The 19,827-nt window shown below is 62.9% G+C and carries 23 protein-coding genes; 14 read left to right on the plus strand and 9 right to left on the minus strand.

Features of this window, described 5'->3' with window-relative positions:
- Positions 1 to 39: 39 nt before the first annotated feature.
- Positions 40 to 927 (plus strand): threonine/homoserine exporter RhtA, encoded by an 888-nt coding sequence (rhtA, locus tag LOY69_RS20485; RefSeq protein WP_102860986.1) that lies wholly within the window; start codon positions 40 to 42, stop codon positions 925 to 927.
- Positions 928 to 1,085: 158 nt separating this feature from the next.
- Positions 1,086 to 1,367, plus strand: coding sequence for a hypothetical protein (locus LOY69_RS20490; protein WP_102880366.1), 282 nt, complete (start codon positions 1,086 to 1,088; stop codon positions 1,365 to 1,367).
- A 9-nt stretch (positions 1,368 to 1,376) separates the two neighbouring features.
- Here LOY69_RS20490 and LOY69_RS20495 read toward each other — a convergent pair whose 3' ends face one another.
- A complete protein-coding gene (locus tag LOY69_RS20495) occupies positions 1,377 to 1,946 on the minus strand; it encodes a TetR/AcrR family transcriptional regulator (protein ID WP_102880367.1) in 570 nt (189 codons plus the stop codon).
- Positions 1,947 to 2,038: 92 nt separating this feature from the next.
- On the opposite strand from LOY69_RS20495, the gene LOY69_RS20500 reads away from it, so the two are divergent.
- The gene (locus LOY69_RS20500; protein ID WP_102860983.1) at positions 2,039 to 2,779 is read left to right on the plus strand and encodes an SDR family oxidoreductase; all 741 of its coding nucleotides are present in this window, start codon (positions 2,039 to 2,041) and stop codon (positions 2,777 to 2,779) included.
- A gap of 35 nt (positions 2,780 to 2,814) precedes the next feature.
- Positions 2,815 to 3,408: a 2-hydroxychromene-2-carboxylate isomerase gene (locus tag LOY69_RS20505; RefSeq protein ID WP_102860982.1), complete on the plus strand. Its 594-nt coding sequence runs from the start codon at positions 2,815 to 2,817 to the stop codon at positions 3,406 to 3,408.
- 71 nt (positions 3,409 to 3,479) lie between these two features.
- On the opposite strand, the gene LOY69_RS20510 is transcribed toward LOY69_RS20505, so the two are convergent.
- The 4 genes from LOY69_RS20510 to LOY69_RS20525 all read right to left on the minus strand — a co-directional run bounded on the left by LOY69_RS20510 (position 3,480) and on the right by LOY69_RS20525 (position 7,702).
- Entirely contained in the window at positions 3,480 to 5,288 is a 1,809-nt protein-coding gene (locus tag LOY69_RS20510; RefSeq protein ID WP_110653168.1) for an aminopeptidase P family protein, read from the minus strand.
- A 55-nt stretch (positions 5,289 to 5,343) separates the two neighbouring features.
- Positions 5,344 to 6,513, minus strand: a complete 1,170-nt coding sequence (locus LOY69_RS20515; RefSeq protein ID WP_265073525.1) for a cysteine desulfurase family protein — start codon at positions 6,511 to 6,513, stop codon at positions 5,344 to 5,346.
- 210 nt (positions 6,514 to 6,723) lie between these two features.
- Positions 6,724 to 7,338: a LysE family translocator gene (locus LOY69_RS20520; RefSeq protein ID WP_102860979.1), complete on the minus strand. Its 615-nt coding sequence runs from the start codon at positions 7,336 to 7,338 to the stop codon at positions 6,724 to 6,726.
- Between the two features lie 103 nt (positions 7,339 to 7,441).
- A complete protein-coding gene (locus LOY69_RS20525; protein ID WP_265073526.1) occupies positions 7,442 to 7,702 on the minus strand; it encodes a hypothetical protein in 261 nt (86 codons plus the stop codon).
- A gap of 399 nt (positions 7,703 to 8,101) precedes the next feature.
- On the opposite strand from LOY69_RS20525, the gene msuE reads away from it, so the two are divergent.
- From msuE to LOY69_RS20545, 4 genes are all read left to right on the plus strand, one after another.
- Entirely contained in the window at positions 8,102 to 8,665 is a 564-nt protein-coding gene (msuE, locus tag LOY69_RS20530; RefSeq protein ID WP_102860977.1) for an FMN reductase, read from the plus strand.
- Between the two features lie 9 nt (positions 8,666 to 8,674).
- The gene (ssuD, locus tag LOY69_RS20535; RefSeq protein ID WP_265073527.1) at positions 8,675 to 9,814 is read left to right on the plus strand and encodes an FMNH2-dependent alkanesulfonate monooxygenase; all 1,140 of its coding nucleotides are present in this window, start codon (positions 8,675 to 8,677) and stop codon (positions 9,812 to 9,814) included.
- A gap of 134 nt (positions 9,815 to 9,948) precedes the next feature.
- The gene (locus LOY69_RS20540; RefSeq protein WP_110597227.1) at positions 9,949 to 11,136 is read left to right on the plus strand and encodes an acyl-CoA dehydrogenase family protein; all 1,188 of its coding nucleotides are present in this window, start codon (positions 9,949 to 9,951) and stop codon (positions 11,134 to 11,136) included.
- Between the two features lie 24 nt (positions 11,137 to 11,160).
- On the plus strand, positions 11,161 to 12,261 hold the full coding sequence (locus LOY69_RS20545) for a sigma-54 interaction domain-containing protein (RefSeq protein ID WP_265073528.1): 1,101 nt from the start codon (positions 11,161 to 11,163) through the stop codon (positions 12,259 to 12,261).
- Here the strand turns inward: LOY69_RS20545 and LOY69_RS20550 are convergent.
- Complete coding sequence (locus LOY69_RS20550) at positions 12,258 to 12,620, minus strand: antibiotic biosynthesis monooxygenase (protein WP_265073529.1); 363 nt, start codon at positions 12,618 to 12,620, stop codon at positions 12,258 to 12,260. The genes LOY69_RS20545 and LOY69_RS20550 overlap by 4 nt on opposite strands.
- Before the next feature lie 108 nt (positions 12,621 to 12,728).
- On the opposite strand from LOY69_RS20550, the gene soxR reads away from it, so the two are divergent.
- Complete coding sequence (gene soxR, locus LOY69_RS20555) at positions 12,729 to 13,196, plus strand: redox-sensitive transcriptional activator SoxR (protein WP_102880377.1); 468 nt, start codon at positions 12,729 to 12,731, stop codon at positions 13,194 to 13,196.
- 96 nt (positions 13,197 to 13,292) lie between these two features.
- Here soxR and LOY69_RS20560 read toward each other — a convergent pair whose 3' ends face one another.
- From LOY69_RS20560 to LOY69_RS20570, 3 genes are all read right to left on the minus strand, one after another.
- A complete protein-coding gene (locus tag LOY69_RS20560) occupies positions 13,293 to 14,063 on the minus strand; it encodes a MetQ/NlpA family ABC transporter substrate-binding protein (RefSeq protein ID WP_265073530.1) in 771 nt (256 codons plus the stop codon).
- A gap of 88 nt (positions 14,064 to 14,151) precedes the next feature.
- Positions 14,152 to 14,817, minus strand: coding sequence for a methionine ABC transporter permease (locus LOY69_RS20565; RefSeq protein ID WP_110597225.1), 666 nt, complete (start codon positions 14,815 to 14,817; stop codon positions 14,152 to 14,154).
- Positions 14,818 to 14,821: 4 nt separating this feature from the next.
- Positions 14,822 to 16,045, minus strand: coding sequence for an SfnB family sulfur acquisition oxidoreductase (locus LOY69_RS20570; RefSeq protein ID WP_265073531.1), 1,224 nt, complete (start codon positions 16,043 to 16,045; stop codon positions 14,822 to 14,824).
- A 282-nt stretch (positions 16,046 to 16,327) separates the two neighbouring features.
- Between LOY69_RS20570 and LOY69_RS20575 the strand changes: the two genes are divergently transcribed.
- The 5 genes from LOY69_RS20575 to LOY69_RS20595 all read left to right on the plus strand — a co-directional run bounded on the left by LOY69_RS20575 (position 16,328) and on the right by LOY69_RS20595 (position 19,806).
- Positions 16,328 to 16,795 carry a VOC family protein gene (locus LOY69_RS20575; protein ID WP_110597223.1) on the plus strand — a complete coding sequence of 156 codons (468 nt, stop codon included), beginning with the start codon at positions 16,328 to 16,330 and terminating at the stop codon, positions 16,793 to 16,795.
- A gap of 344 nt (positions 16,796 to 17,139) precedes the next feature.
- Positions 17,140 to 18,363, plus strand: a complete 1,224-nt coding sequence (locus LOY69_RS20580; protein ID WP_110597222.1) for a PepSY-associated TM helix domain-containing protein — start codon at positions 17,140 to 17,142, stop codon at positions 18,361 to 18,363.
- Positions 18,360 to 18,899, plus strand: coding sequence for a thiamine pyrophosphate-binding protein (locus LOY69_RS20585; protein WP_102880384.1), 540 nt, complete (start codon positions 18,360 to 18,362; stop codon positions 18,897 to 18,899). The genes LOY69_RS20580 and LOY69_RS20585 overlap by 4 nt, the downstream gene beginning before the upstream one ends.
- Entirely contained in the window at positions 18,899 to 19,237 is a 339-nt protein-coding gene (locus LOY69_RS20590; RefSeq protein WP_102880385.1) for a hypothetical protein, read from the plus strand. Before LOY69_RS20585 ends, LOY69_RS20590 begins: the two co-directional genes overlap by 1 nt.
- On the plus strand, positions 19,234 to 19,806 hold the full coding sequence (locus LOY69_RS20595; protein ID WP_102880386.1) for a DUF6162 family protein: 573 nt from the start codon (positions 19,234 to 19,236) through the stop codon (positions 19,804 to 19,806). Before LOY69_RS20590 ends, LOY69_RS20595 begins: the two co-directional genes overlap by 4 nt.
- The last annotated feature ends 21 nt before the right edge of the window (positions 19,807 to 19,827 follow it).

The following is a 19,827-nucleotide window of genomic DNA, read 5'->3' on the forward strand; positions in this document are numbered from 1 at the left end:
CCACGTGCTCCTCCCCTCAGACTCTGGATGACTCTCCGCATGAACGACCAACCGCGCAGCCTTGCCTCGACCTTGTTTCCGGTGGGGTTACTGCTCATTGCCATGGCCTCGATTCAATCAGGCGCCTCCCTGGCCAAGAGCATGTTCCCCGTCGTTGGCGCCCAAGGCACGACCACCCTGCGCCTGATCTTCGCCAGCATCATCATGCTGCTTCTATTAAGGCCCTGGCGCGCCAAGTTCACCGCCAATACCCTGCGCACCGTGATTGTCTACGGCATGGCCCTGGGCGGGATGAACTTCCTCTTCTATATGTCCCTGAGAAGCGTGCCCCTGGGAATCGCTGTCGCTCTGGAGTTCACCGGCCCATTGGCGGTGGCCATCTACGCCTCACGCAAGGCTATCGACTTCCTGTGGATCGCCCTGGCCATCGTCGGACTGCTACTGCTGATTCCCACTGGAGCTACCGAAACCGCCATCGACCTAGTGGGCGCAGGCTACGCACTCGGGGCTGGAGTCTGCTGGGCACTGTACATCCTGTTCGGGCAAAAGGCCGGGGCCGAAAACGGTATCCAGACCGCAGCCCTGGGAGTCATGATCGCGGCACTCTTCGTCGCCCCTATTGGCATCGTCCACGCCGGCGCCGCACTACTCACACCTTCCTTGATCCCCGTAGCCCTGGGCGTGGCCATCTTGTCTACCGCGCTTCCCTATAGTCTGGAGATGGTCGCCCTGACTCGCATGCCCGCGCGCACCTTTGGCACCCTGATGAGTATCGAACCCGCTTTCGGTGCACTTTCCGGCCTGCTGTTCCTGCACGAATACCTTTCCCTCGCGCAATGGATGGCCATCGCCTGCATCATCCTTGCTTCCGTAGGGGCAACCCTGACCATGCGCCGCGAGTCCAAACCATTAGTTGCGGTTGATTGAGATTCAACTCTGGTAATTGCCGTTCAATTAGGCCATGTTTAGTCGGCTACTCAACGTCAGCCATGGAGTTGTCAGACAGGGATATCGCAAACGCAAAAGACCATAGCTAATGCAGTCACACTCGGGCGTTAGATCCGGGGCTAGCGATAAGGACGGGGATGAAACGATTTTTGATAATGTTGGCCGTACTTGCCATTGCAGGCTGCGCTGCGACCGCGAAAACTGAAGTCAAACGGGGTAAGAAAGGACTCCACATCAACTGCTCGGGTTTGTCTTCTTCCTGGGACAAGTGCTACACCAAGGCCACCCAGTCCTGCGGCCCCAAAGGCTACAAGGTGATCGCCAAATCTGGTGATGCCGTGGAGGACCCGGGGGATTACCCCTTCGGCCTGAACCCAGCCGGTTACACCAGCCGCAGCATGATCATCATCTGCAAATAGTGGCACCGTTCAATCTTCGGGCAGCCCTTCCAGCTGCCCAATGATCTGTTCATGGCTCGACGCCAGCACCTGCTGCTGGATACTCGGGCTCACCAGCATTCGCGCCACCACCAACGCGCCGACACACTGCGACAGAATCGACCAGGCCAGGCTTTCGCTACCTAAAGTCTGCGCCCAAGCCTGATGCAAACGGCAGATCCAGTCTTGCGCCTCCTGTCGGACTTCGACACTGCCCCGAGCAATCTCCGCACCCAACGCTGGCAACGCACAGCCCGCTCCCGGCTGCTGCAGATGCGCCACACTCAAATACTGCTTCAGACAGCGCCGCAGCTTTGCCTGATTCTGCCGCCCCTCCCCGCCCAGGCGCTCCAGGCTCTGGCTCAACTCGCGCTCGACAATGGAACCGAACAACTCGTCCTTGGACGTGAAGTGCGTATAAAAAGCCCCGCCACTGAGGCCGATGGCCTTCATCAACGCATCCACACCGACAGTAGAAAAACCGTTGTTCTTGGCCTGGGTGGCACTGCTCTGCAGCAGGCGTTCACGGGTTTCCTGCTTATGGCCGACTGAATAACGCATTCCTGATGGACTCCCCTGCTCGCTTGACGACAGAAAAATCATAGCATAACGTTCGTTTAGTTAACGATCGTTTACCCAATAGCGAGCCTCCCATGACTACAGCCTCGAACAAGAACAAAGTCGTACTGGTGGTCGGTGCCGGTGATGCCACCGGTGGTGCCATTGCCAAGCGTTTCGCCGCAGAAGGCTTTACTGCCTGCGTGACCCGACGCAGCGCGGACAAACTGCAGCCGCTGGTGGAGGCCATCCAGCAAACCGGTAGCCAAGCCCATGGTTTTGCCTGCGATGCGCGCAAAGAAGAAGACGTGGTGGCACTGATCGAACAGATCGAAACCCAGATCGGTCCGATCGAAGCCTTCGTCTTCAACATCGGCGCCAACGTGCCTTGCAGCATCCTTGAGGAAACCGCACGCAAATACTTCAAGATCTGGGAGATGGCCTGTTTTTCGGGCTTCCTCAATGCCCGCGAGGTGGCCAAGCGCATGGTTACCCGCAAGCGCGGCACCATCCTGTTCACCGGCGCCACCGCCGGGGTCCGCGGCGCCGCGGGCTTTGCCGCCTTTGCCGGCGCCAAGCACGGTATCCGCGCCCTGGCCCAGAGCATGGCCCGGGAGCTGGGGCCCTTGAACATCCACGTCGGCCACATCATCGTCGACGGCGCCATCGACACCGACTTCATCCGCACCAGCTTTCCCGAGAAATATGCCCTCAAGGATCAGGACGGCATCCTCAACCCCGAGCATATCGCCGAAAACTACTGGTACCTGCACAGCCAGCCCCGTGATGCCTGGACCTTCGAACTGGACCTGCGTCCCTGGAACGAACGCTGGTAATCCCCTTCCATAACAACAATCAGGGAATCTGCATCATGAATAAAAAGGTGGAGTTCTTCTTCGACCTGGGCAGCCCGACTTCATACCTGGCCTACACCCAACTGCCGAAGATCTGTGCCCAGACCGGCAGTCAACTGGTCTACCAACCCATGCTGCTGGGCGGCGTCTTCAAGACCACCGGCAACGCGTCCCCCATCAGCGTCCCCGCCAAAGGCCGCTACATGCTGCAGGACTTGGCGCGCTTCGCCCAGCGCTACCAGGTGGAGCTCAATTTCAACCCGCACTTCCCCATCAACACCCTGCTGCTGATGCGCGCCACGACCGGAGTGCAGATGCATTTACCGGAACGCTTCATCGATTTCATCGACTGCCTGTTCCGCGCACTCTGGGTCGACAAACGCAACCTCAACGACGCCGCCAGCGTCGCCCAGGTCCTGGAACAAGGCGGTTTCGACCCACAGCAGATCCTCGACCTGAGCAATGCCGAGGACGTCAAGACCGCTCTCAGGAACAACACCGAACAGGCGTTGCAGCGGGGAGTATTCGGTGCTCCCAGCATGTTCGTGGGTGAGGAATTGTTTTTCGGTCAGGATCGGCTCGACTTCGTCCGGGAAGCCTTGAGCAAGTGACCACCGGCATCTGCGGCGACGCTTGAGTCGCCGCAGCCACCTCACCCGCGTTGCGCGGGTGAGGCCTTGCATCAGATCGCTGCAGTGCGCGCCTGCAACCACTCCAGCGCCGCCCCTTCCAACAGCGGACTGAGACGCCTGCGAACATCACCGTGATAAGCGTTGAGCCACTCGCGCTCATCCTGAGTCAGCAACGACGGTTCCAGGCAACGGCTGTCGATCGGGCACAACGTCAGGGTTTCAAACTTCAGGAACTCACCAAACTCGGTCGTACCTGCCTCACGGTTCAACACCAGATTCTCGATCCGCACCCCCCAACGCCCGGGACGATAGGTCCCCGGTTCGATGGAGGTAATCATCCCCGGCTGCATCGCGGTTTGCGGCGCCGGTGCGGCCTGATAGGCAATCACCTGCGGCCCCTCATGCACGTTCAGGAAGTAGCCGACACCATGCCCGGTGCCATGTCCGTAATCCACGCCTTCGGCCCAGATCGGCGCACGGGCGATGGCATCCAGCAGCGGCGAAAGAATGCCCCGAGGGAACTGCGCCCGGGACAAGGCGATAACGCCCTTGAGCACTCGGGTGCAATCGCGCTTCTGCTCGGCACTCGGTTTACCGATCGGCACCATGCGGGTGATATCGGTGGTGCCGCCCAGGTACTGGCCGCCGGAGTCGATCAGCAACAGGCCATCGCCCTCGATCACCGCGTGTTCTTCAGGTGTGGCGTGGTAATGAGGCATCGCCCCATTGGCATTGAATGCGGCAATGGTATTGAAGCTCAGGGAGACATAACCCGGACGCCGCTCACGGGCGGCGGTCAGGTGTTCATCAATGGTCAGCTCGGTGACTCGTTCACGCCCCAGGGCACTCTCCAACCAGGCGAAGAATTCACAGAGGGCCGCGCCGTCCTGCTCCATAGCCTGACGAATGTGCTCGGCGTCCGCCAGGCTCTTGCGCGACTTGGCCAAGGTAGTGGGATTGAGCCCTTCCAGCAGCTTCACCCCGGGAAGCAGATTATCCAGCAGGCCGCTGGTGACCCGTGCCGGATCAATCTGCAAGGTCGCGTCTTCAGGCACTGCGCGCAGCGCCGCCGCCACTTCCGAATAGTCCCGCAGGCTCACGCCATCCGCCTCCAGCACCCCACGCAGCGGGTCATCGACCTTGCTCAAGGCCACGAACAAAGTGGCCTGCTGCTGGCTGATCAAGGCGAAGGACACAAACACCGGGTTGAACGAAACGTCCGCCCCCCGCAGGTTGAACAGCCAGGCGATATCGTCGAGGGTGGCGATGAAATGCCAATCCGCGCCACGCTCCTTGAGGGTTTCCCGCAGCTTGCCGAGCTTCTCCACCCGGCTCTGCGTCGCCTGTGGCGGCAAGTGTTGATAGACCGGCTGATCCGGCAACGCGGGACGATCACTCCACACTTCCTGGAGCAGATCGATGTCGGTCCGCAGACGGGCTCCGCGCTCCTGCAACTTGGCACTCAGGGTGCGGGCCGAGGCCACGGCCATCACCGCGCCATCCACCGCCACCACCGCGCCTTGCGGAGTCTGCTCCGCCAGCCAGTCCAGGGGGCCAGGCTGGCCCGGCTGCAACTTCACCAGTTCGATACCACTGCCCTTGAGCTCCTTGCTGGCCTGTTCCCAGTAACGGCTGTCAGCCCAGACTCCGGCAAAATCCGCGGTCACGATCAGCGTGCCCACCGAGCCATGGAAGCCCGACAGCCACTGGCGCCCCTGCCAGTAACCCGGCAGGTATTCCGAGAGATGCGGGTCGGCCGACGGCACCAACAAGGCATGAATGCCTTCGCGGCTCATCAACTGACGGACGTGCGCCAAGCGCTGGGGGACCACTCCCTGGGTCGAAGGCTGGGTACTCATTGTGTCTCCTTAACCGGCTTATTCATTGTTATGGAAGATCGAGATCACTCGACCCTCAAGACTGGGCTCCGGCCCAGAACGCCGGAGCAGTGGCGCATGACGCCTTGATCAATTGTGCGGCGCGATCCACATCCTCCTCGGTGGTAAAACGCCCGAGGCTCAAGCGAATGGTGCGACTGGCCTGCAATGCATCGTGCCCCAGGGCCAGCAGCACATGGGAAGGCGCATTGCTCGCCGAATTGCAGGCCGAGGTCGCGGAAAACGCCAGGGACGCACTCAGTGCTGCCGAGTCGAAGCCCCCCTCGCTGAAAGTCAGGCTCAAGGTATGGGGAATGCGCTGGCTGACACTGCCATTCAAGCGCAGGCCGGCAATGCCCGCCAGTTGCTCCAGCAGTCGCTGGCGCAAGCGGACGATGGCCGCGGTTTCTTCCTCGAACAACTCACCCGCCAGGGCAAAGGCCGCGCCCATGGCGGCGATCTGATGGGTGGCCAGGGTCCCGGAACGCAATCCGCCTTCATGACCGCCACCATGAATCTGCGCCAGCAGCCGCTGCTGCGCCCCCGGCCCGACATACAGCGCGCCGATGCCCTTGGGGCCATACACCTTGTGCGCGGAGAACGACATCAGGTCCACCGGCCAGTGCCCAAGATCAATCGCCACCTTGCCGGCCCCCTGGGCCGCATCCACATGCAGCAGCGCACCTCGCTCGCGCACCACCTGGCCAATCGCCGGGATGTCGTTGAGGGTGCCCAGTTCGTTGTTGACCAGCATCAACGACACCAGAAAAGTGTCGTCGCGCAAGGCTTCACTGACCGCCTGGGCGGTGATCAACCCGTCGGCGTCCGGCACCAGATAGGTCACCGCCACGCCGGCTTCCTGCAACTGGCGGGCGGTGTCGAGCACCGCCTTGTGTTCGATCTGGCTGGTGATGATGTGCCCACCGCTCAGGCCCCGAGCCTGCATCACGCCCTTGAGCGCCAGGTTGTTGGATTCGGTGGCGCCGGAAGTCCAGACGATCTGTTCAGGCTGCGCGCCCACGCACTGTGCGACTTGCTGCCGGGCGCGCTCGACACTGCGCCGCGCCTCCTGGCCAAAAGCATGGGAACTGGACGCCGGGTTGCCGAAATTGGCGTTGAAACCCAGACATTCCAGCATGACCTGGATGACCCGCTCATCCACCGGCGTGGTGGCGGCGTAGTCGAAATAAAGAGGACGTTTGTTCATGACTGAAGACCCGCAGAGCTTGTTCCAGGATCGGCATTGGCTCAGAGAAGATGATGCACAAGCGCGCCGTACAAGAACGGCGCGTCAACAGCGGGCACTGAGCAATACGCGATCGGATGCAGTTAAAGAAGAACACCTTCGTTTAAAAGTGCGTAGGAACGCTCCTGGGACGCAGCTTAACAGGCTCGGGGCAACGCGTTGAAGCGCCGCTTAACTGATGTTCTCCAGCAACAAGGGCGCCAGGGAAATCACCAGCAATCCGGCCATTCCCAGATTGAACAGGCGCAGCCAGCGAGGGTTGCGCAGCACATTGCGCAACAGGCTGCCGCACGCGGCCCAGAGGCTGACCGTAGGGGCGTTGATCAAAGCGAACACCGCCGCGATCACCAGCACATTGGTGAAATAACCCTGCAACGGGGTGTAAGTGCTGATGGCCCCCACCGCCATCACCCAGGCCTTGGGATTGACCCACTGAAACGCGGCAGCGCCCCAATACCCCAAAGGTTGCCCCTGGCCCTGCTGCTCTTCGGACATGGGCCCGGAACGGGCGATCTTCCATGCCAGGTACAGCAGGTACGCCGCTCCGACATATCGCAGCACGCTGTACAGCAACGGATAAGCCTCGAACACCGCCCCCAGACCCAGGCCAACCGCCAGCACCAGAACGAAAAAACCGCAGCTGATGCCCAGGATATGAGGAATGGAACGGTTGAAGCCGAAGTTCACCCCCGAGGCCAGCAACATGGTGTTGTTAGGGCCGGGCGTGATGGAAGTGACCAGGGCAAACAGGGCGAACGCCAACAGCAGGTCAACGGAAAGGGTCATGAATGCAAGGTCCTGGGCAAGGGCGATCAGGCCTCGACCCTAACTCAGGGCCTGCCTGAAACCCACGGACAGTTACGCAAAACTTCGACCCGTACAGTTCTCTTCAACTGGCCGGATGGTGTCGACTGATATTGCGCTGGGCGCTCATCTCGCCCTGGCTATCGAACGCCGCAGGACGGCCAAGCAACTCGGCCTTTTTCTGCTGGTACTCATCGAACGACAAGCCGCGGCGATTCAAGGCTTCCAGCGCCAGTTCGCGGGTTTCCTCGGCCGTGTAGGGACGCAGCTCAGGAGTGCCCGGGCTGGCACAGCCGGCCAGCACACTAAAAACCAACATCGACAGAACAACGGAGGAAGCCTTCATGGCGAGCACCTGGAGCGGGTTGCGAACAATGAACAAAGGCTACTCGCGCACCGGCACTGGCAAAAATCATCCCGCTCGATAGTCGCTATTGACCGTTCCAAGGCCTTGGCAGTCGCTCCTTATATTCCATAAAGACCTATAAATATGGAAACAAGCTCTTTTGAGGAATAACAGCAAGCCTTTATAACAGCTGCATTGCGTTGCCCAACTGTTGCCCTGGCAACTGTTCGTCCGGCAACAGTCGATCAACAAAACAGTGCCTGCGCAACAGCAGCCAATACGCACCGGATCGCCGGAAAGCCCCGTAATACAAGGCTTTAACGGGTTGGTACAGCTCTTGCTCCCGATCCAGGACACCTGCCATTGCTCGTAGAGCCACTGTTTAAAAAGGAACCGATCATGTCCCGTCCCTTGAACGTCGTTGCCCTCTCCGGTGGAACCTGGCGCCCGTCCCGCACCCTGGTGCTGACCCAGGCCCTGCTGGACGAACTGTCCGGGCACCTGCCGATCAACAGCCACCTCATCGAACTGGGCGATATTGCCCGTCCGCTAGGCGCAGCCCTGTCGCGCCAGGAACTGCCGGCCGAGGTCGAGGCCGAGCTCCAGGCCATCGAAAACGCCGACCTGTTGATCGTTGCCGCCCCGGTCTATCGCGGCTCCTACCCCGGCCTGCTCAAGCACCTGTTCGACCTCATCGACCTGAACGCCCTGATCGATACCCCGGTGCTGCTGGCCGCAACCGGAGGCAGCGAGCGCCACGCCCTGGTGCTGGATCACCAGTTGCGTCCGCTGTTCAGTTTCTTCCAGGCCCTGACCCTGCCGATTGGCGTGTACGCCACCGAAGCCGACTTCAGCCATTACCAGATCACCAGCGAACTGTTGAAAGCTCGCATCCAGCTGGCCGCCGAACGGGCCGCGCCGCTGTTCGGCGCTCACCCGAAAAACCTGCTGAAAATCGCTTAAGGACCTGTCATGGATGTGTTCTGGTTTCTTCCGACCCACGGCGACGGCCACTTCCTGGGCACTGCCCAGGGCGCCCGCCCGGTCACCCTCAACTACCTCAAGCAAGTCGCCCAGGCTGCGGACAGCCTGGGCTATCACGGCGTGCTGATTCCCACCGGACGCTCCTGCGAAGACTCCTGGGTCATCGCCTCGGCCCTGGTGCCGCTGACCGAGCGCCTGCGCTATCTGGTGGCGATTCGCCCGGGGATCATCTCCCCCACTGTTTCCGCGCGCATGGCCGCCACCCTGGACCGGCTGTCCAACGGCCGCCTGCTGATCAATGTGGTCACCGGTGGCGACCCGGACGAAAACCGTGGCGACGGCAGCTTCCTCAGCCACAGCGAACGCTACGAAGTGACTGACGAATTCCTGCAGATCTGGCGCCGGGTGCTGCAAGGCGAAGCCGTGGACTTCGAAGGCAAGCACCTGCATGTGCAGAACGCCAAGGCCCTGTATCCACCAGTGCAGAAACCCTATCCCCCGCTGTACTTCGGCGGCTCCTCCGAGGCCGCCCACGAATTGGCCGCCGATCAGGTGGACGTGTACCTGACCTGGGGCGAGCCTCCGACGGCGGTGGCCCAAAAGCTGGCCGACGTGCGCGAACGCGCCGCGCGCAAGGGCCGCACGGTGAAGTTCGGCATTCGCCTGCACGTGATCGTCCGCGAAACCGAGGACGAAGCCTGGAAAGCCGCAGACAAACTGATCGAACACATCAGTGACGACACCATCGCCGCCGCCCAGCAATCCTTCGCGCGCTTCGACTCCGAAGGTCAGCGGCGCATGGCCGCCTTGCACGGCGGTCGCCGCGATCAACTGCAGATTGCTCCCAACCTCTGGGCCGGGGTCGGCCTGGTGCGGGGTGGCGCCGGCACCGCCCTGGTGGGCAACCCGCAACAAGTGGCCGAGCGCATCAAGGAATACGCCGACCTGGGGATCGAGAGCTTTATCTTCTCCGGCTACCCGCACCTGGAAGAGGCCTATCGCTTCGCCGAACTGGTGTTCCCACTGCTGCCGGAACCCTATGCCAGCCTGGCCGGCCGCGGTGTGACCAACCTCACCGGGCCGTTCGGCGAAATGATCGCCAATGACGTGTTGCCCAACAGCCGCTGAAATCCCCAAAGCTGTTGTAGGAGCCGGCTTGCCGGCGAAGGCGATCTTCCGGCCCTCTTCGCTGGCAAGCCAGCGCCTACAGCTCGCAGCACCTTTTCCCGGCCGCCGCAACGGCCACGAACGAGGAACACCGCGTGACTGCCAAACCGCAAAGCGCCCTGTTGTCCCCCTTGCAGACCGCCCGCCAACTGGCCGCCGAGTTTGCCCTCACCGCCGTCGAACGCGATGAACGTGGCGGCACCCCCAAAGCCGAGCGTGATGCCCTGCGCCACAGTGGCCTGCTGGCCCTGAGCATCCCCACCCAGTTCGGCGGGCTCGGCGCGCCCTGGAGCGAAACCCTGAACATCGTCCGCGAGTTCGCTCGGGTCGACAGCTCCATCGCCCACGTCTTCGGCTTCCATCACCTGATGCTGGCCACCGTGCGCCTGTTCGCCAAGCCCGAACAATGGCAACCCTGGTTCGAACAGACCGCGCGCAAGAACTGGTTCTGGGGCAACGCCCTCAATCCACTGGACACCCGCACCCTGGTCAAGAACCTCGGCGGCTGGCGCGAGTTCTCCGGCAAGAAGAGCTTCTGCTCCGGGGCCAGCGATTCGGAAATGCTCATCGCCTCGGCGGTGGATGAGAGCAACGGCGGCAAATTGCTGATCGCCGCCATTCCCAGTGGTCGCAGCGGCATCACCCTGCACAACGACTGGAACAACATGGGCCAGCGCCAGACCGACAGCGGCAGCGCCACCTTTGAACGGGTCAGGGTGGAAGAGTCGGAACTGCTGCTGGACCCGGGCCCGCTGAGCACCCCGTTCGCCTGCCTGCGCCCGCTGATCGCCCAACTGACCTTTACCCACATGTTCCTCGGCATTGCCGAAGGCGCCTTCGAGGAAGCTCGGCAATACACCCTGAGCGAGACCCGGGTCTGGCATAAGTCCAGCGCCCAGGATGTGCGCCAGGACCCTTACATCCTCAGCCACTACGGCGAATTCTGGGTGGCCCTGGAAGGCATCCGCCTGCTGGTGGAACGGGCCGCCGGGCTGCTGGACCAGGCCTGGGCCAAAGGCCCGAACCTCAGTGCCGAGGAGCGCGGGCACCTGGCCACGGCGATCGCCACCGCCAAGGTCGCCGCCAGCCGCCAGGGCCTGGACCTGTGCAGCCGGCTGTTCGAAGTCACCGGCGCACGCTCGACCCACGCCTCCCTGCGCCTGGACCGCCATTGGCGCAACCTGCGCACCCAGACCCTGCACGACCCGCTGGATTACAAGCTTCACGAGCTGGGTGACTGGGCACTGAACCAGTCCCTGCCGACCCCGACTTTTTACTCCTAGCCCTTTTGTTCACGGAGAGTGCCGATGCAGCTGCTGACCCTACCCCCTTCGCCTGCCCTGGCGACCTCGATCCGCGCCACCGCCCAGGTGTTCGAGGACCCGAAATCCCAGGCCCTGCTGGCGCACCTGCAACAGGTGGCACCCAGTGAAGCCAGCGTGCTGATCATCGGTGAAACCGGGACCGGCAAGGAGCTGGTAGCACGCCATATCCACAACCTCAGCGCCCGGCGCAACCGGCCGTTCGTGGCGGTGAACTGCGGCGCCTTCTCCGAATCCCTGGTGGAGGCCGAACTGTTCGGCCATGAAAAAGGCGCTTTCACCGGCGCCCTTAGCGCCAAGGCCGGCTGGTTCGAAGAGGCCGACGGCGGCACCCTGTTCCTCGACGAGATCGGCGATTTGCCCATGGCCATCCAGGTCAAGCTGCTGCGGGTGCTGCAAGAACGGGAAGTGGTGCGCCTGGGCTCGCGCAAAAGCATCCCCATCGACGTGCGGGTCCTGGCCGCCACCAACGTCCAGCTGGAAAAGGCCATCAATGCCGGGCACTTTCGCGAGGACCTGTATTACCGCCTGGACGTGGTCAGCCTGGAACTGAGCCCGCTGCGCGAACGCCCCGGCGACATCCTGCCCCTGACCCGGCATTTCATCGAGGCCTACAGCCAGCGCCTGGGCTACGGCAGCATCAGCATCAGCAAAGAGGCCGAACACAAACTCAAGAGCTACAGCTGGCCGGGCAACATCCGCGAACTGGAAAACGTCATTCACCACACCCTGTTGATCTGCCGCAACGGCGTGATCGAGCGCGATGACCTGCGCCTGTCGAACATGCGCATCGAGCGTGCCGATGACAGCCATCCCAACCACGACGACTCCGCCGAAGCGCTGCTGGACCGCGCCTTCCAGAAACTCTTCGCCGAGCAGGCCGGCGCCTTGCATGAAAAGGTCGAGGACGCCCTGCTGCGCGCGGCCTATCGCTTCAGCCACTACAACCAGGTGCACACCGCCAACCTGTTGGGCCTGAGCCGCAACGTCACCCGCACCCGGCTGATCAAGATCGGCGAACTGGCGGTCAACAAGCGGCGCCCGGTGGACGCCCACAGCGAACGCACCCTGCAGTTGTCGATCTAGAGCAGGTTGCAGTGCAAGGCATTGTCCTGGCTGCGGGCAATACTGCTCAGCACCTGGAACGAACCGAAGGTCACGGTCTTGGCCTGATGGGTCAGGATCAACTGCCAGAAATCCTGCTCGCCGCTTTCGAAACGCTCGAAGGCCGCCTCGCCGGCTTCCCGGGATTGCCATTGCAGGTAATTGAGCACCCGCCGACCGTCGTCGCTGGCCTGCACACTGGCACTGAGAAAGCCGCCATAGCCTTGGGCCAGGCGCTCGGTCTGCGCGGACAAGGCCGACACCAGAGCCTCCTGCTGGTGCGGTTCGATCTCGAACTCGATCAACTGGGTGAAACTGCGGTTTCTCTCAAATGCGGTCATGAACGGCTCCTTACAGCGGTCGGACAGAATCTTGCGATTGAATGCGCTGCAGGGTAAAACCTCTAGTTAAGTCAAGGTCAAGCCTGTTTTTCATCCTGGTGCCTTTTAATGATCGAACCCGACGCCCTCCACAAAGAACTGACGGTGGGCCAGCTCTCGGCTCGCAGCGGCGTGGCCGTGACCGCGCTGCACTTCTACGAAAGCAAAGGACTGATCAAGAGCAACCGCAACGCCGGCAACCAACGGCGCTATCCGCGCTCGGTGCTGCGTCGCGTGTCCTTGATCAAAGTGGCCCAGCGCCTGGGCATTCCCCTGGCGGAGATTGGCCAGGCCCTGGCGACCCTGCCCGCCGACCGCGCGCCCACTGCCGCGGACTGGCAGCGCCTGTCGGAACAGTGGAGCCGCGAACTGGACGAACGCATCCGCCAACTGAGCCTGCTGCGCGAGCGGCTGAACCAGTGCATTGGTTGCGGCTGCCTGTCCATGGAAGGGTGTCCGCTGCGCAACCATGGAGATGCCCTGGGAGACGCCGGCCCGGGCGCCCGCCTGCTGGAGCCCGACGCCACCACCCCGTAACCGGCTTGTCTCATAGGAGCCGGCTTGCCGGCGAAGGCGATCTCACGGGCCCCTTCGCTGGCAAGCCAGCTCCTACGGCCGGGGACGGGGCGATGCTCAGAAGCCGGGGGCGATCTGGCCTTTGTAGCGGGTCAGGATGAATTGGCGCACAGCGTCGGAGTTCAGCGCCTTGGCCAGTTTCTGAATCCGCGGGTCGTTGCGGTTGTCCGGGCGGGCCACCAGGAACTCGATGTACAGGTCCTTGCCCTTCTCTACGATCAAGGCGCTGTTGGTGTCGATCCCGGCCTCCAGGGCGTAGTTGGCGAAGACGAACGCCAGGTCCACCTGGCTCACCGAACGGGCCAGCAAGGCGCCTTCCAGTTCACGGATTTTCAGGTGCTTGGGGTTGTCGACGATGTCACGCGGGGTGGCCAGGGTGTTGCTCGGGTCCTTGAGCTTGATCAGCCCCGCCTCATGCAGCAGCACCAGGGCACGGCCGGTGTTCACCGGGTCGTTGGGAATCGACACCGTGGCGCCGTCCTTGAGCTCGGCAATGTGCTTGATCCTGGTGGAATAGGCACCAAAGGGCTCGATGTGCACCCCCACCACCGGCACCAGGTCGGTGTGCCGGGTCTTGTTGAAGTCATCGAGGAACGGCCGGTACTGGTAGTAGTTGGCGTCGAGGTTCTTCAGGGCCAGTTGCTGGTTGGGCTGGATGAAGTCGGTGAAGACCTTGATGTCCAGGTCCACGCCCTCCTTGGCCAACTCGGGTTTGACGAATTCGAGGATCTCGGCGTGAGGAACCGGGGTGGCGCCCACCACCAGCTTCTCGTTGGCATGCACGCTCAAGGACAGCACAGCGGCCAATACGGCCAGGGTCTTTTTCATGGAGTTGCTCCTAAGGCAGATGACTGACAGCCGTCGTGAGGCGCACGTGGGCCGTGTGTTTTGGGTGTTTGTTATTCACGGGTTTGATTCAACGTCGGCTGTAGCGCGCCACCAGACGGTCGCCGGTCATCTGCAGGGCCTGCACCAGCACCAGCAGCAGGACCACGGTGACCAGCATCACGTCGGTCTGGAAACGCTGGTAGCCGTAGCGAATGGCCAGGTCCCCCAACCCGCCAGCGCCGATCACCCCGGCCATGGCGGTGTAGTCCACTAGCACGATGGCGGTCACCGTGACCGCTGCCAGCAGGCCGCCTCGGGCTTCGGGCAACAACGTGTGGCGGATGATCTGCCAGGTGCTGCCGCCCATGGCCTGGGTCGCCTCCACCACTCCACGGTCCACCTCCCTCAGGGCGGTTTCCACCAGCCGGGCAAAGAACGGTGTACAGCCCACCACCAGCGGCGGGATGGTGCCCGGCACGCCGAGGGAAGTGCCCACCAGCAGCGTGGTCAGGGGAATCAGCACGATCAGCAGGATAATGAAGGGCAAGGAGCGCAGCACGTTGACCAGCACCGACAGCACTCGATAGATGCCCTGGGCTTCATGCAACTGGCGCTGGCCGGTGAGAAACAGCAGCACCCCCAGCGGCAGCCCCAATAGCACGGTAAAGCCCAGGGCTGCACCAAGCATGCTCAGGGTGTCGAGACAGGCCTGGGCGATATCGGCCCAATAGATGTTCTTGAACCACTCGGCCATGGCGTCAGGACCAGTCGTGGCGCGGTGGCTTGATGTCGTTGAGCAGCCAGTTGCCCACCACGTGGTACTTCCAGCGCACCGGGTCGTGCAGGGTGTGCACCCGGGCATTGCGCCAGTGGCGGTCGAAGTTGTGGCGCTTGAGGGTCGAGCGGGTGCCACCCAACTCGAACAGCTTGTTGCTGGCCTCGATGGCGATTTCGGTGGTCAGCACCTTGGCCTTGGCCACCGCCAGGGAAGCCCGGGCGACACTGTCTTCATCAGGTGCCGGACGCGCCGCATCCAGGGCCAGGCCGGCCCGTTCCAGCAGGGCTTCGGCGGCCTCCAGGCGGATCTCCAGGGCCCCCACCTGGATGATGGTCAGTGGATCTTCACTGGCCTTTTCCACCCCGGCGTCGATCCACGGCCGGGCGTGCTGACGAACAAAGGCGATGGTGTCCCGTAGCGCCGCCCGGGCGATGCCGGCGTCGATGGCCGCCGTGGTCAGCTGGGCGAAGGGCCCGGCCAGGGTCGGGCTTTCATAGGAGCGATAGGTGGGGAACAGGTTGAAGGCCGGCACCAGCAGGTTTTGCGCCAGCACCGTGCCACTGGACGTGGTGCGCTGGCCGATGCTGTCCCAGTCATCGATCACCACCAGCCCTTCGCTGCCCCGGGGCACAAAGGCCAGTTGCCCGCGGCCCTGCTCGTCCAGGGCCAGCACCGCCAGCCAGTGGGCGTACAGCGAACCGGTGCAGTAACCCTTGCGGCCGTTGATCACATAACCGTCACCTGAGCGCCGGATGCTGGCCTGAATGTCCTGAACGTTCTTGCCGCCGGTTTCCGACAGCGCATTGGCAAAACGGTGGCCTTGCAGGGCCAGGGCAAAAAAATGCGCCTGCTGCTCCGGGGTGCCTTGCAGGCGGATGTCTTCCAGCAGGCAGTAGTGATTCTGCGGGATCTGCCCCAGGGACGGATCGGCGGCGGAAATGATGGCGATCACCTCGGCCAGCACCGCGTAGGACACCTGTGCGCCGCCATATTCCCGGGGCACGCTGATGCCCCACAGGCCACTGTTGGAATACAGGTCGACCACCTGCGACGGCACCTCACGAGTGCGGTCGCGCTCGGCGTCCTGCTCCAGCAGGACGGCAGCCACGCGCCGGGCCACGATCAACGCTTCGGCGCCATCGCGGATCACATGGGCGGCCGGGGTATGCAGGGGATAAACGGCAGATTCAGGCAATGAAGACATACAGCGCTCTCGGGCGAATGAAGGTTCCAACCCGCCATTGCAGCTTCTGTGCCGAAAGATCAGCCCCATGAATTCAAGGGCTTACAGCCCGTTCCTGGCGGTTGCCCAGCGGGCCGCCAGACAAATTGCTGGAGGGCTGTTGTTGGGCCAACAGTGAGTCGCTGTTGCCTGGACGACACCTCGTCAGCCCACACCGGTACCGAAGGTTCCCGGGTATAGAGTGAGAGCTGCTCGATCCAGCGACGGACCCGTTTCCAACAACAACATCAAGGAGAAACCCAGATGAGCGTCAAACCCATTCCCGAAGGCTTCAACGGCGTCACTCCCTACTTGGGCATCAAGCGCGCCGCCGAGGCCATCGAGTTCTACAAGCAGGCCTTCGGCGCGGTGGAAACCATGCGCCTGGAGATGCCCGACGGCAGCGTGGGCCATGCCGAACTGCGCATCGGCGGCTCGGCCATCATGCTCGGCAGCCCCTGCGAGGAAACCCCGATGGAAAGCCCGGACAGCCACAAGACGTCGGTTGGGCTGCATCTGTATGTGGAAGATGTCGATCGCAGCTTCGCCCGGGCATTGGCCGTCGGCGGCACCGAGGTGTCGGCAGTCAAGGACCAGTTTTACGGCGACCGCAGCGGCAGCCTGCGTGACCCGTTCGGCCATGTGTGGTTCCTGGCCAGCCGCAAGGAAGACCTGAGTACCGAGGAAATCAGCCGGCGGGCGCAGGAAATGTTCCAGCAACAACCCCATTGACCCGCCCTGACGCCCAGCCGGCGAAGCCCCTCTCACGGCCCTCCTCTTGTAGGAGCCGGCTTGCCGGCGAAGGCGATCTCACGGTCCCCTTCGCTGGCAAGCCAGCTCCTACACCGGTCAGCCGCCCCTGATGCACAAATCGAACGACCAGGAATCCCCGTTTCACGGGGCTTTCCTGGCTTCGTAACATTTACTTTCATATCGCCTTTCAGGATTTACGATTCTCATTCGTCTTAATTAGATGCAGCAGGCCGCGTTGGCCAAGGCTATGCCCGGCACCTTTGCGCCGGGCTCGGCCCAGGGTTCCAGTGCCGCTCCATTCCTCGAATCAAGACGCCCACTCCATGTCGAAGAAGTCCCGTTCAAAAATCTGGTTTCTGGTGCACAGCTGGCTGGCCCTGCCCATCTGGTTCTTCGTGCTGATCGTCTGTGTCACCGGCACCCTTGCGGTGGTCAGCCAGGAGATCGTATGGCTGGCCAATCCGGATATCCGAGCCAGTAAACCCAGCGATGATGCCCAGCCGCTCAATTACGACCAGATCGTGGCGGCCATCAAGCAGGCCGACCCCAGCACACGCATCGATACCATCGTGACCCCGGACGAAAGCCATTTCGCCCTGAGTGTCAGCGTCAGCTACCCGGACGGCCGTTCCCCAACGCTGTACGTCAACCCCTACACCGGGGCGATCCAGGGCACCAGCCCAGTGTTCGACTTCCAGGGCTTCACCCGGGCCCTGCATGGCTGGTGGCTGGTGCCCTTCACCAACGGCTACAGCTGGGGTTGGTACCTGGTGTCGTTCCTCGGCCTGCCGCTGCTGATCTCGTTGATCACCGGGCTGGTGGTCTACAAGAAGTTCTGGAAGGGCTTTCTCAAGCCGACCCTGCGCCTGCGCCATGGGGCACGGATCTTCTGGGGCGACTTCCACCGCCTGAGCGGCATCTGGTCCATCTGGTTTATCACGGTGATCTCGATCACCGGCATCTGGTTCCTGATCGAGGCCGTGCTCGCCGACAACCACATCAGCATTTCCAGCCAACCCATTGTTCCGGTCATCGCCCGGGAGCAGGTGCCGACCACCACCGATGGCAGCCCCGCGCCGATGATCGGCCTGGACCAGGCCATCGGCATCGCCACCCAGAAGATCCCCGGTTTCGACATCAGCTTCGTCAGCCTGCCAAGCAATGCCTACAGCCACCTGTACGTAGGCGGTCGTGGCTGGTACCCGCTGATGTACCAGACCGCCAACATCAACCCCTACACCGGCTCCCTGGACACCTCTCACCTGCTGGGGGACCGCAGCACCCTGGAGTTCGTCACCGAGTCCATGCGCCCGCTGCACACCGGTGATTTTGGCGGGATCTGGGTCAAGCTGATCTGGTTCTTCTTCGGTCTGGTGCTGAGCATGATGGTCCTCAGCGGGCTGTTGATCTGGACCAAGCGCACCGCCCTGGCCACCGCCAACGCCCTCAAGCGTGAGGAGAAGGCCGCCCGGGCGCGTCCCGCGAGCAAACCCGTGCCGACGCCCACCCCGGCCATGAGCATCGAAACTTCGGAGAGCCACCCGTGAGCCAGACCCACAGCGCAACCGCGCCTTCGCAGCTGAGCCGGCTTTGGCATAAATGGCGCTTTCACCTGAACATCCTGCTGTTGCTGATCCCCCTGGGCTTCATGCCCAAGTACCTCGCCGATGCCTCGTTGTTTCGCGGCGACAGCGGCCTGGGGGAACGGGAGATCGGTGAAATCCAGGTCGGCCCCTGGAGCCTGCGCCTGGCCGAGATGCGCAACGAAGCGCCCCGCAGCGATGGCCCCGCCGGCTACCTGAAAAGCTTCAACGCCGCCCTGTGCCAGGCCTGCATCGAACCGGTCAAGGCGACCTACCTGCGCATCGGCAAACCCCGCAGCCTGCGGGCCGCCGGGGTGATCTTCTTCGGCAGCCCGTACCGCATGGGGGCCAGCCTGCCGATTCCGCAAAAGACCAAAGCCGACGCTGAGCTGTGGATCACCCTGGAAGGCTGGGACGGCAGCATGCACCAGGCATCCATTCCCCTGAGCCAGGCGTCCCCCGCCACCGTGGCCTGGCTCGAAAAACAAGGAGGCAAATGATGATTCGCGCAGTATCTACCCGGCGCCTCGGCGCCGCTGCCCTGTTGCTGCTGAGTGCCGCCTTCAGCCACAGCGCCCTGGCCCACAACCCGATGTGCGAGTGCAAGGCCATCGACGCCGAGCAGATCCGCTGCACCGGCGGTTTTTCCGATGGCAGCGGCGCTCCGGGGGTGACCCTGGACGTGATCGGCTACGACGAAACCATCCTCGTGCCGGGCAAGCTCGGCAGCGATTCGACCCTGACCTTCAAGAAACCCTCCAGCGAGTTCTACGTGCTGTTCGATGCCGGCCCCGGTCACGTGGTCGAGATCGACCAAGCGGATATCGAGACCCCATGACTCCTGCCACCACCCAGGTCGTGCGCCCCGCCGGCGCCGGTCACGAAACCCTCTACGTCCTGTTGCTGTGCCTGCTGATTCTGTGTGTCGCCGGCAGCGTGGTGCTGTGGCGCGGCGAAACAGTCGAAACCGCCAGCGTCGCCAGCCACCAGCTCGACGCCCGCCGCGATCTGAGCGCCGGCGAACAAGGCATCTACGCCGACCTGCGAGTGACCCTCGACGAGATCCATCTGCTGCAGGCCGAAAGCCAGACGCTGCCAAGCCCGGAGCAACTGGCCGAGGAAGGCTTCGCCCCCTTTGCCCAGGACGCCAGCTCGGTGAGTCGCGGCGGCCATGCCTGGCAATTGCAGGACCAGGCCTACCTGGGCCTGAGCCAGAACCCGCAAGTGGCCGGCTCCTTCCTGATGCGCCTGGACACCGAAGATCAGGCCAAGGTGGACATCTGGCTCAACCGCGCCCCGTCCGTCGCCGTGCCGGTCGATCTCAGCGACGCGACGCTGGCTGCCGCTGGCTGGCAACAGGTGGTCGCGCAATTCGATGCCGGGGTGACTCGCCAGCATCGTCACTGATCTTTTTGCATTCACCCGAGA

It is taken from the genome of Pseudomonas sp. B21-059 (assembly GCF_026016285.1).
Taxonomy (GTDB): Bacteria; Pseudomonadota; Gammaproteobacteria; order Pseudomonadales; family Pseudomonadaceae; genus Aquipseudomonas; species Aquipseudomonas danubii.

Coding starts and splice junctions, on each gene's coding strand:
- LOY69_RS20510 (WP_110653168.1), bottom strand. CDS start 5,288: ATGAGTACCCAGCCTTCGACCCAGGGAGTGGTCCCCCAGCGCTTGGCG.
- LOY69_RS20495 (WP_102880367.1), bottom strand. CDS start 1,946: ATGCGTTATTCAGTCGGCCATAAGCAGGAAACCCGTGAACGCCTGCTG.
- LOY69_RS20505 (WP_102860982.1), top strand. CDS start 2,815: ATGAATAAAAAGGTGGAGTTCTTCTTCGACCTGGGCAGCCCGACTTCA.
- LOY69_RS20565 (WP_110597225.1), bottom strand. CDS start 14,817: ATGGCCGAGTGGTTCAAGAACATCTATTGGGCCGATATCGCCCAGGCC.
- LOY69_RS20490 (WP_102880366.1), top strand. CDS start 1,086: ATGAAACGATTTTTGATAATGTTGGCCGTACTTGCCATTGCAGGCTGC.
- LOY69_RS20515 (WP_265073525.1), bottom strand. CDS start 6,513: ATGAACAAACGTCCTCTTTATTTCGACTACGCCGCCACCACGCCGGTG.
- LOY69_RS20580 (WP_110597222.1), top strand. CDS start 17,140: ATGTCGAAGAAGTCCCGTTCAAAAATCTGGTTTCTGGTGCACAGCTGG.
- soxR (WP_102880377.1), top strand. CDS start 12,729: ATGATCGAACCCGACGCCCTCCACAAAGAACTGACGGTGGGCCAGCTC.
- LOY69_RS20560 (WP_265073530.1), bottom strand. CDS start 14,063: ATGAAAAAGACCCTGGCCGTATTGGCCGCTGTGCTGTCCTTGAGCGTG.
- LOY69_RS20575 (WP_110597223.1), top strand. CDS start 16,328: ATGAGCGTCAAACCCATTCCCGAAGGCTTCAACGGCGTCACTCCCTAC.
- LOY69_RS20570 (WP_265073531.1), bottom strand. CDS start 16,045: ATGTCTTCATTGCCTGAATCTGCCGTTTATCCCCTGCATACCCCGGCC.
- LOY69_RS20590 (WP_102880385.1), top strand. CDS start 18,899: ATGATTCGCGCAGTATCTACCCGGCGCCTCGGCGCCGCTGCCCTGTTG.
- LOY69_RS20545 (WP_265073528.1), top strand. CDS start 11,161: ATGCAGCTGCTGACCCTACCCCCTTCGCCTGCCCTGGCGACCTCGATC.
- ssuD (WP_265073527.1), top strand. CDS start 8,675: ATGGATGTGTTCTGGTTTCTTCCGACCCACGGCGACGGCCACTTCCTG.
- LOY69_RS20520 (WP_102860979.1), bottom strand. CDS start 7,338: ATGACCCTTTCCGTTGACCTGCTGTTGGCGTTCGCCCTGTTTGCCCTG.
- rhtA (WP_102860986.1), top strand. CDS start 40: ATGAACGACCAACCGCGCAGCCTTGCCTCGACCTTGTTTCCGGTGGGG.
- msuE (WP_102860977.1), top strand. CDS start 8,102: ATGTCCCGTCCCTTGAACGTCGTTGCCCTCTCCGGTGGAACCTGGCGC.
- LOY69_RS20525 (WP_265073526.1), bottom strand. CDS start 7,702: ATGAAGGCTTCCTCCGTTGTTCTGTCGATGTTGGTTTTTAGTGTGCTG.
- LOY69_RS20500 (WP_102860983.1), top strand. CDS start 2,039: ATGACTACAGCCTCGAACAAGAACAAAGTCGTACTGGTGGTCGGTGCC.
- LOY69_RS20550 (WP_265073529.1), bottom strand. CDS start 12,620: ATGACCGCATTTGAGAGAAACCGCAGTTTCACCCAGTTGATCGAGTTC.
- LOY69_RS20595 (WP_102880386.1), top strand. CDS start 19,234: ATGACTCCTGCCACCACCCAGGTCGTGCGCCCCGCCGGCGCCGGTCAC.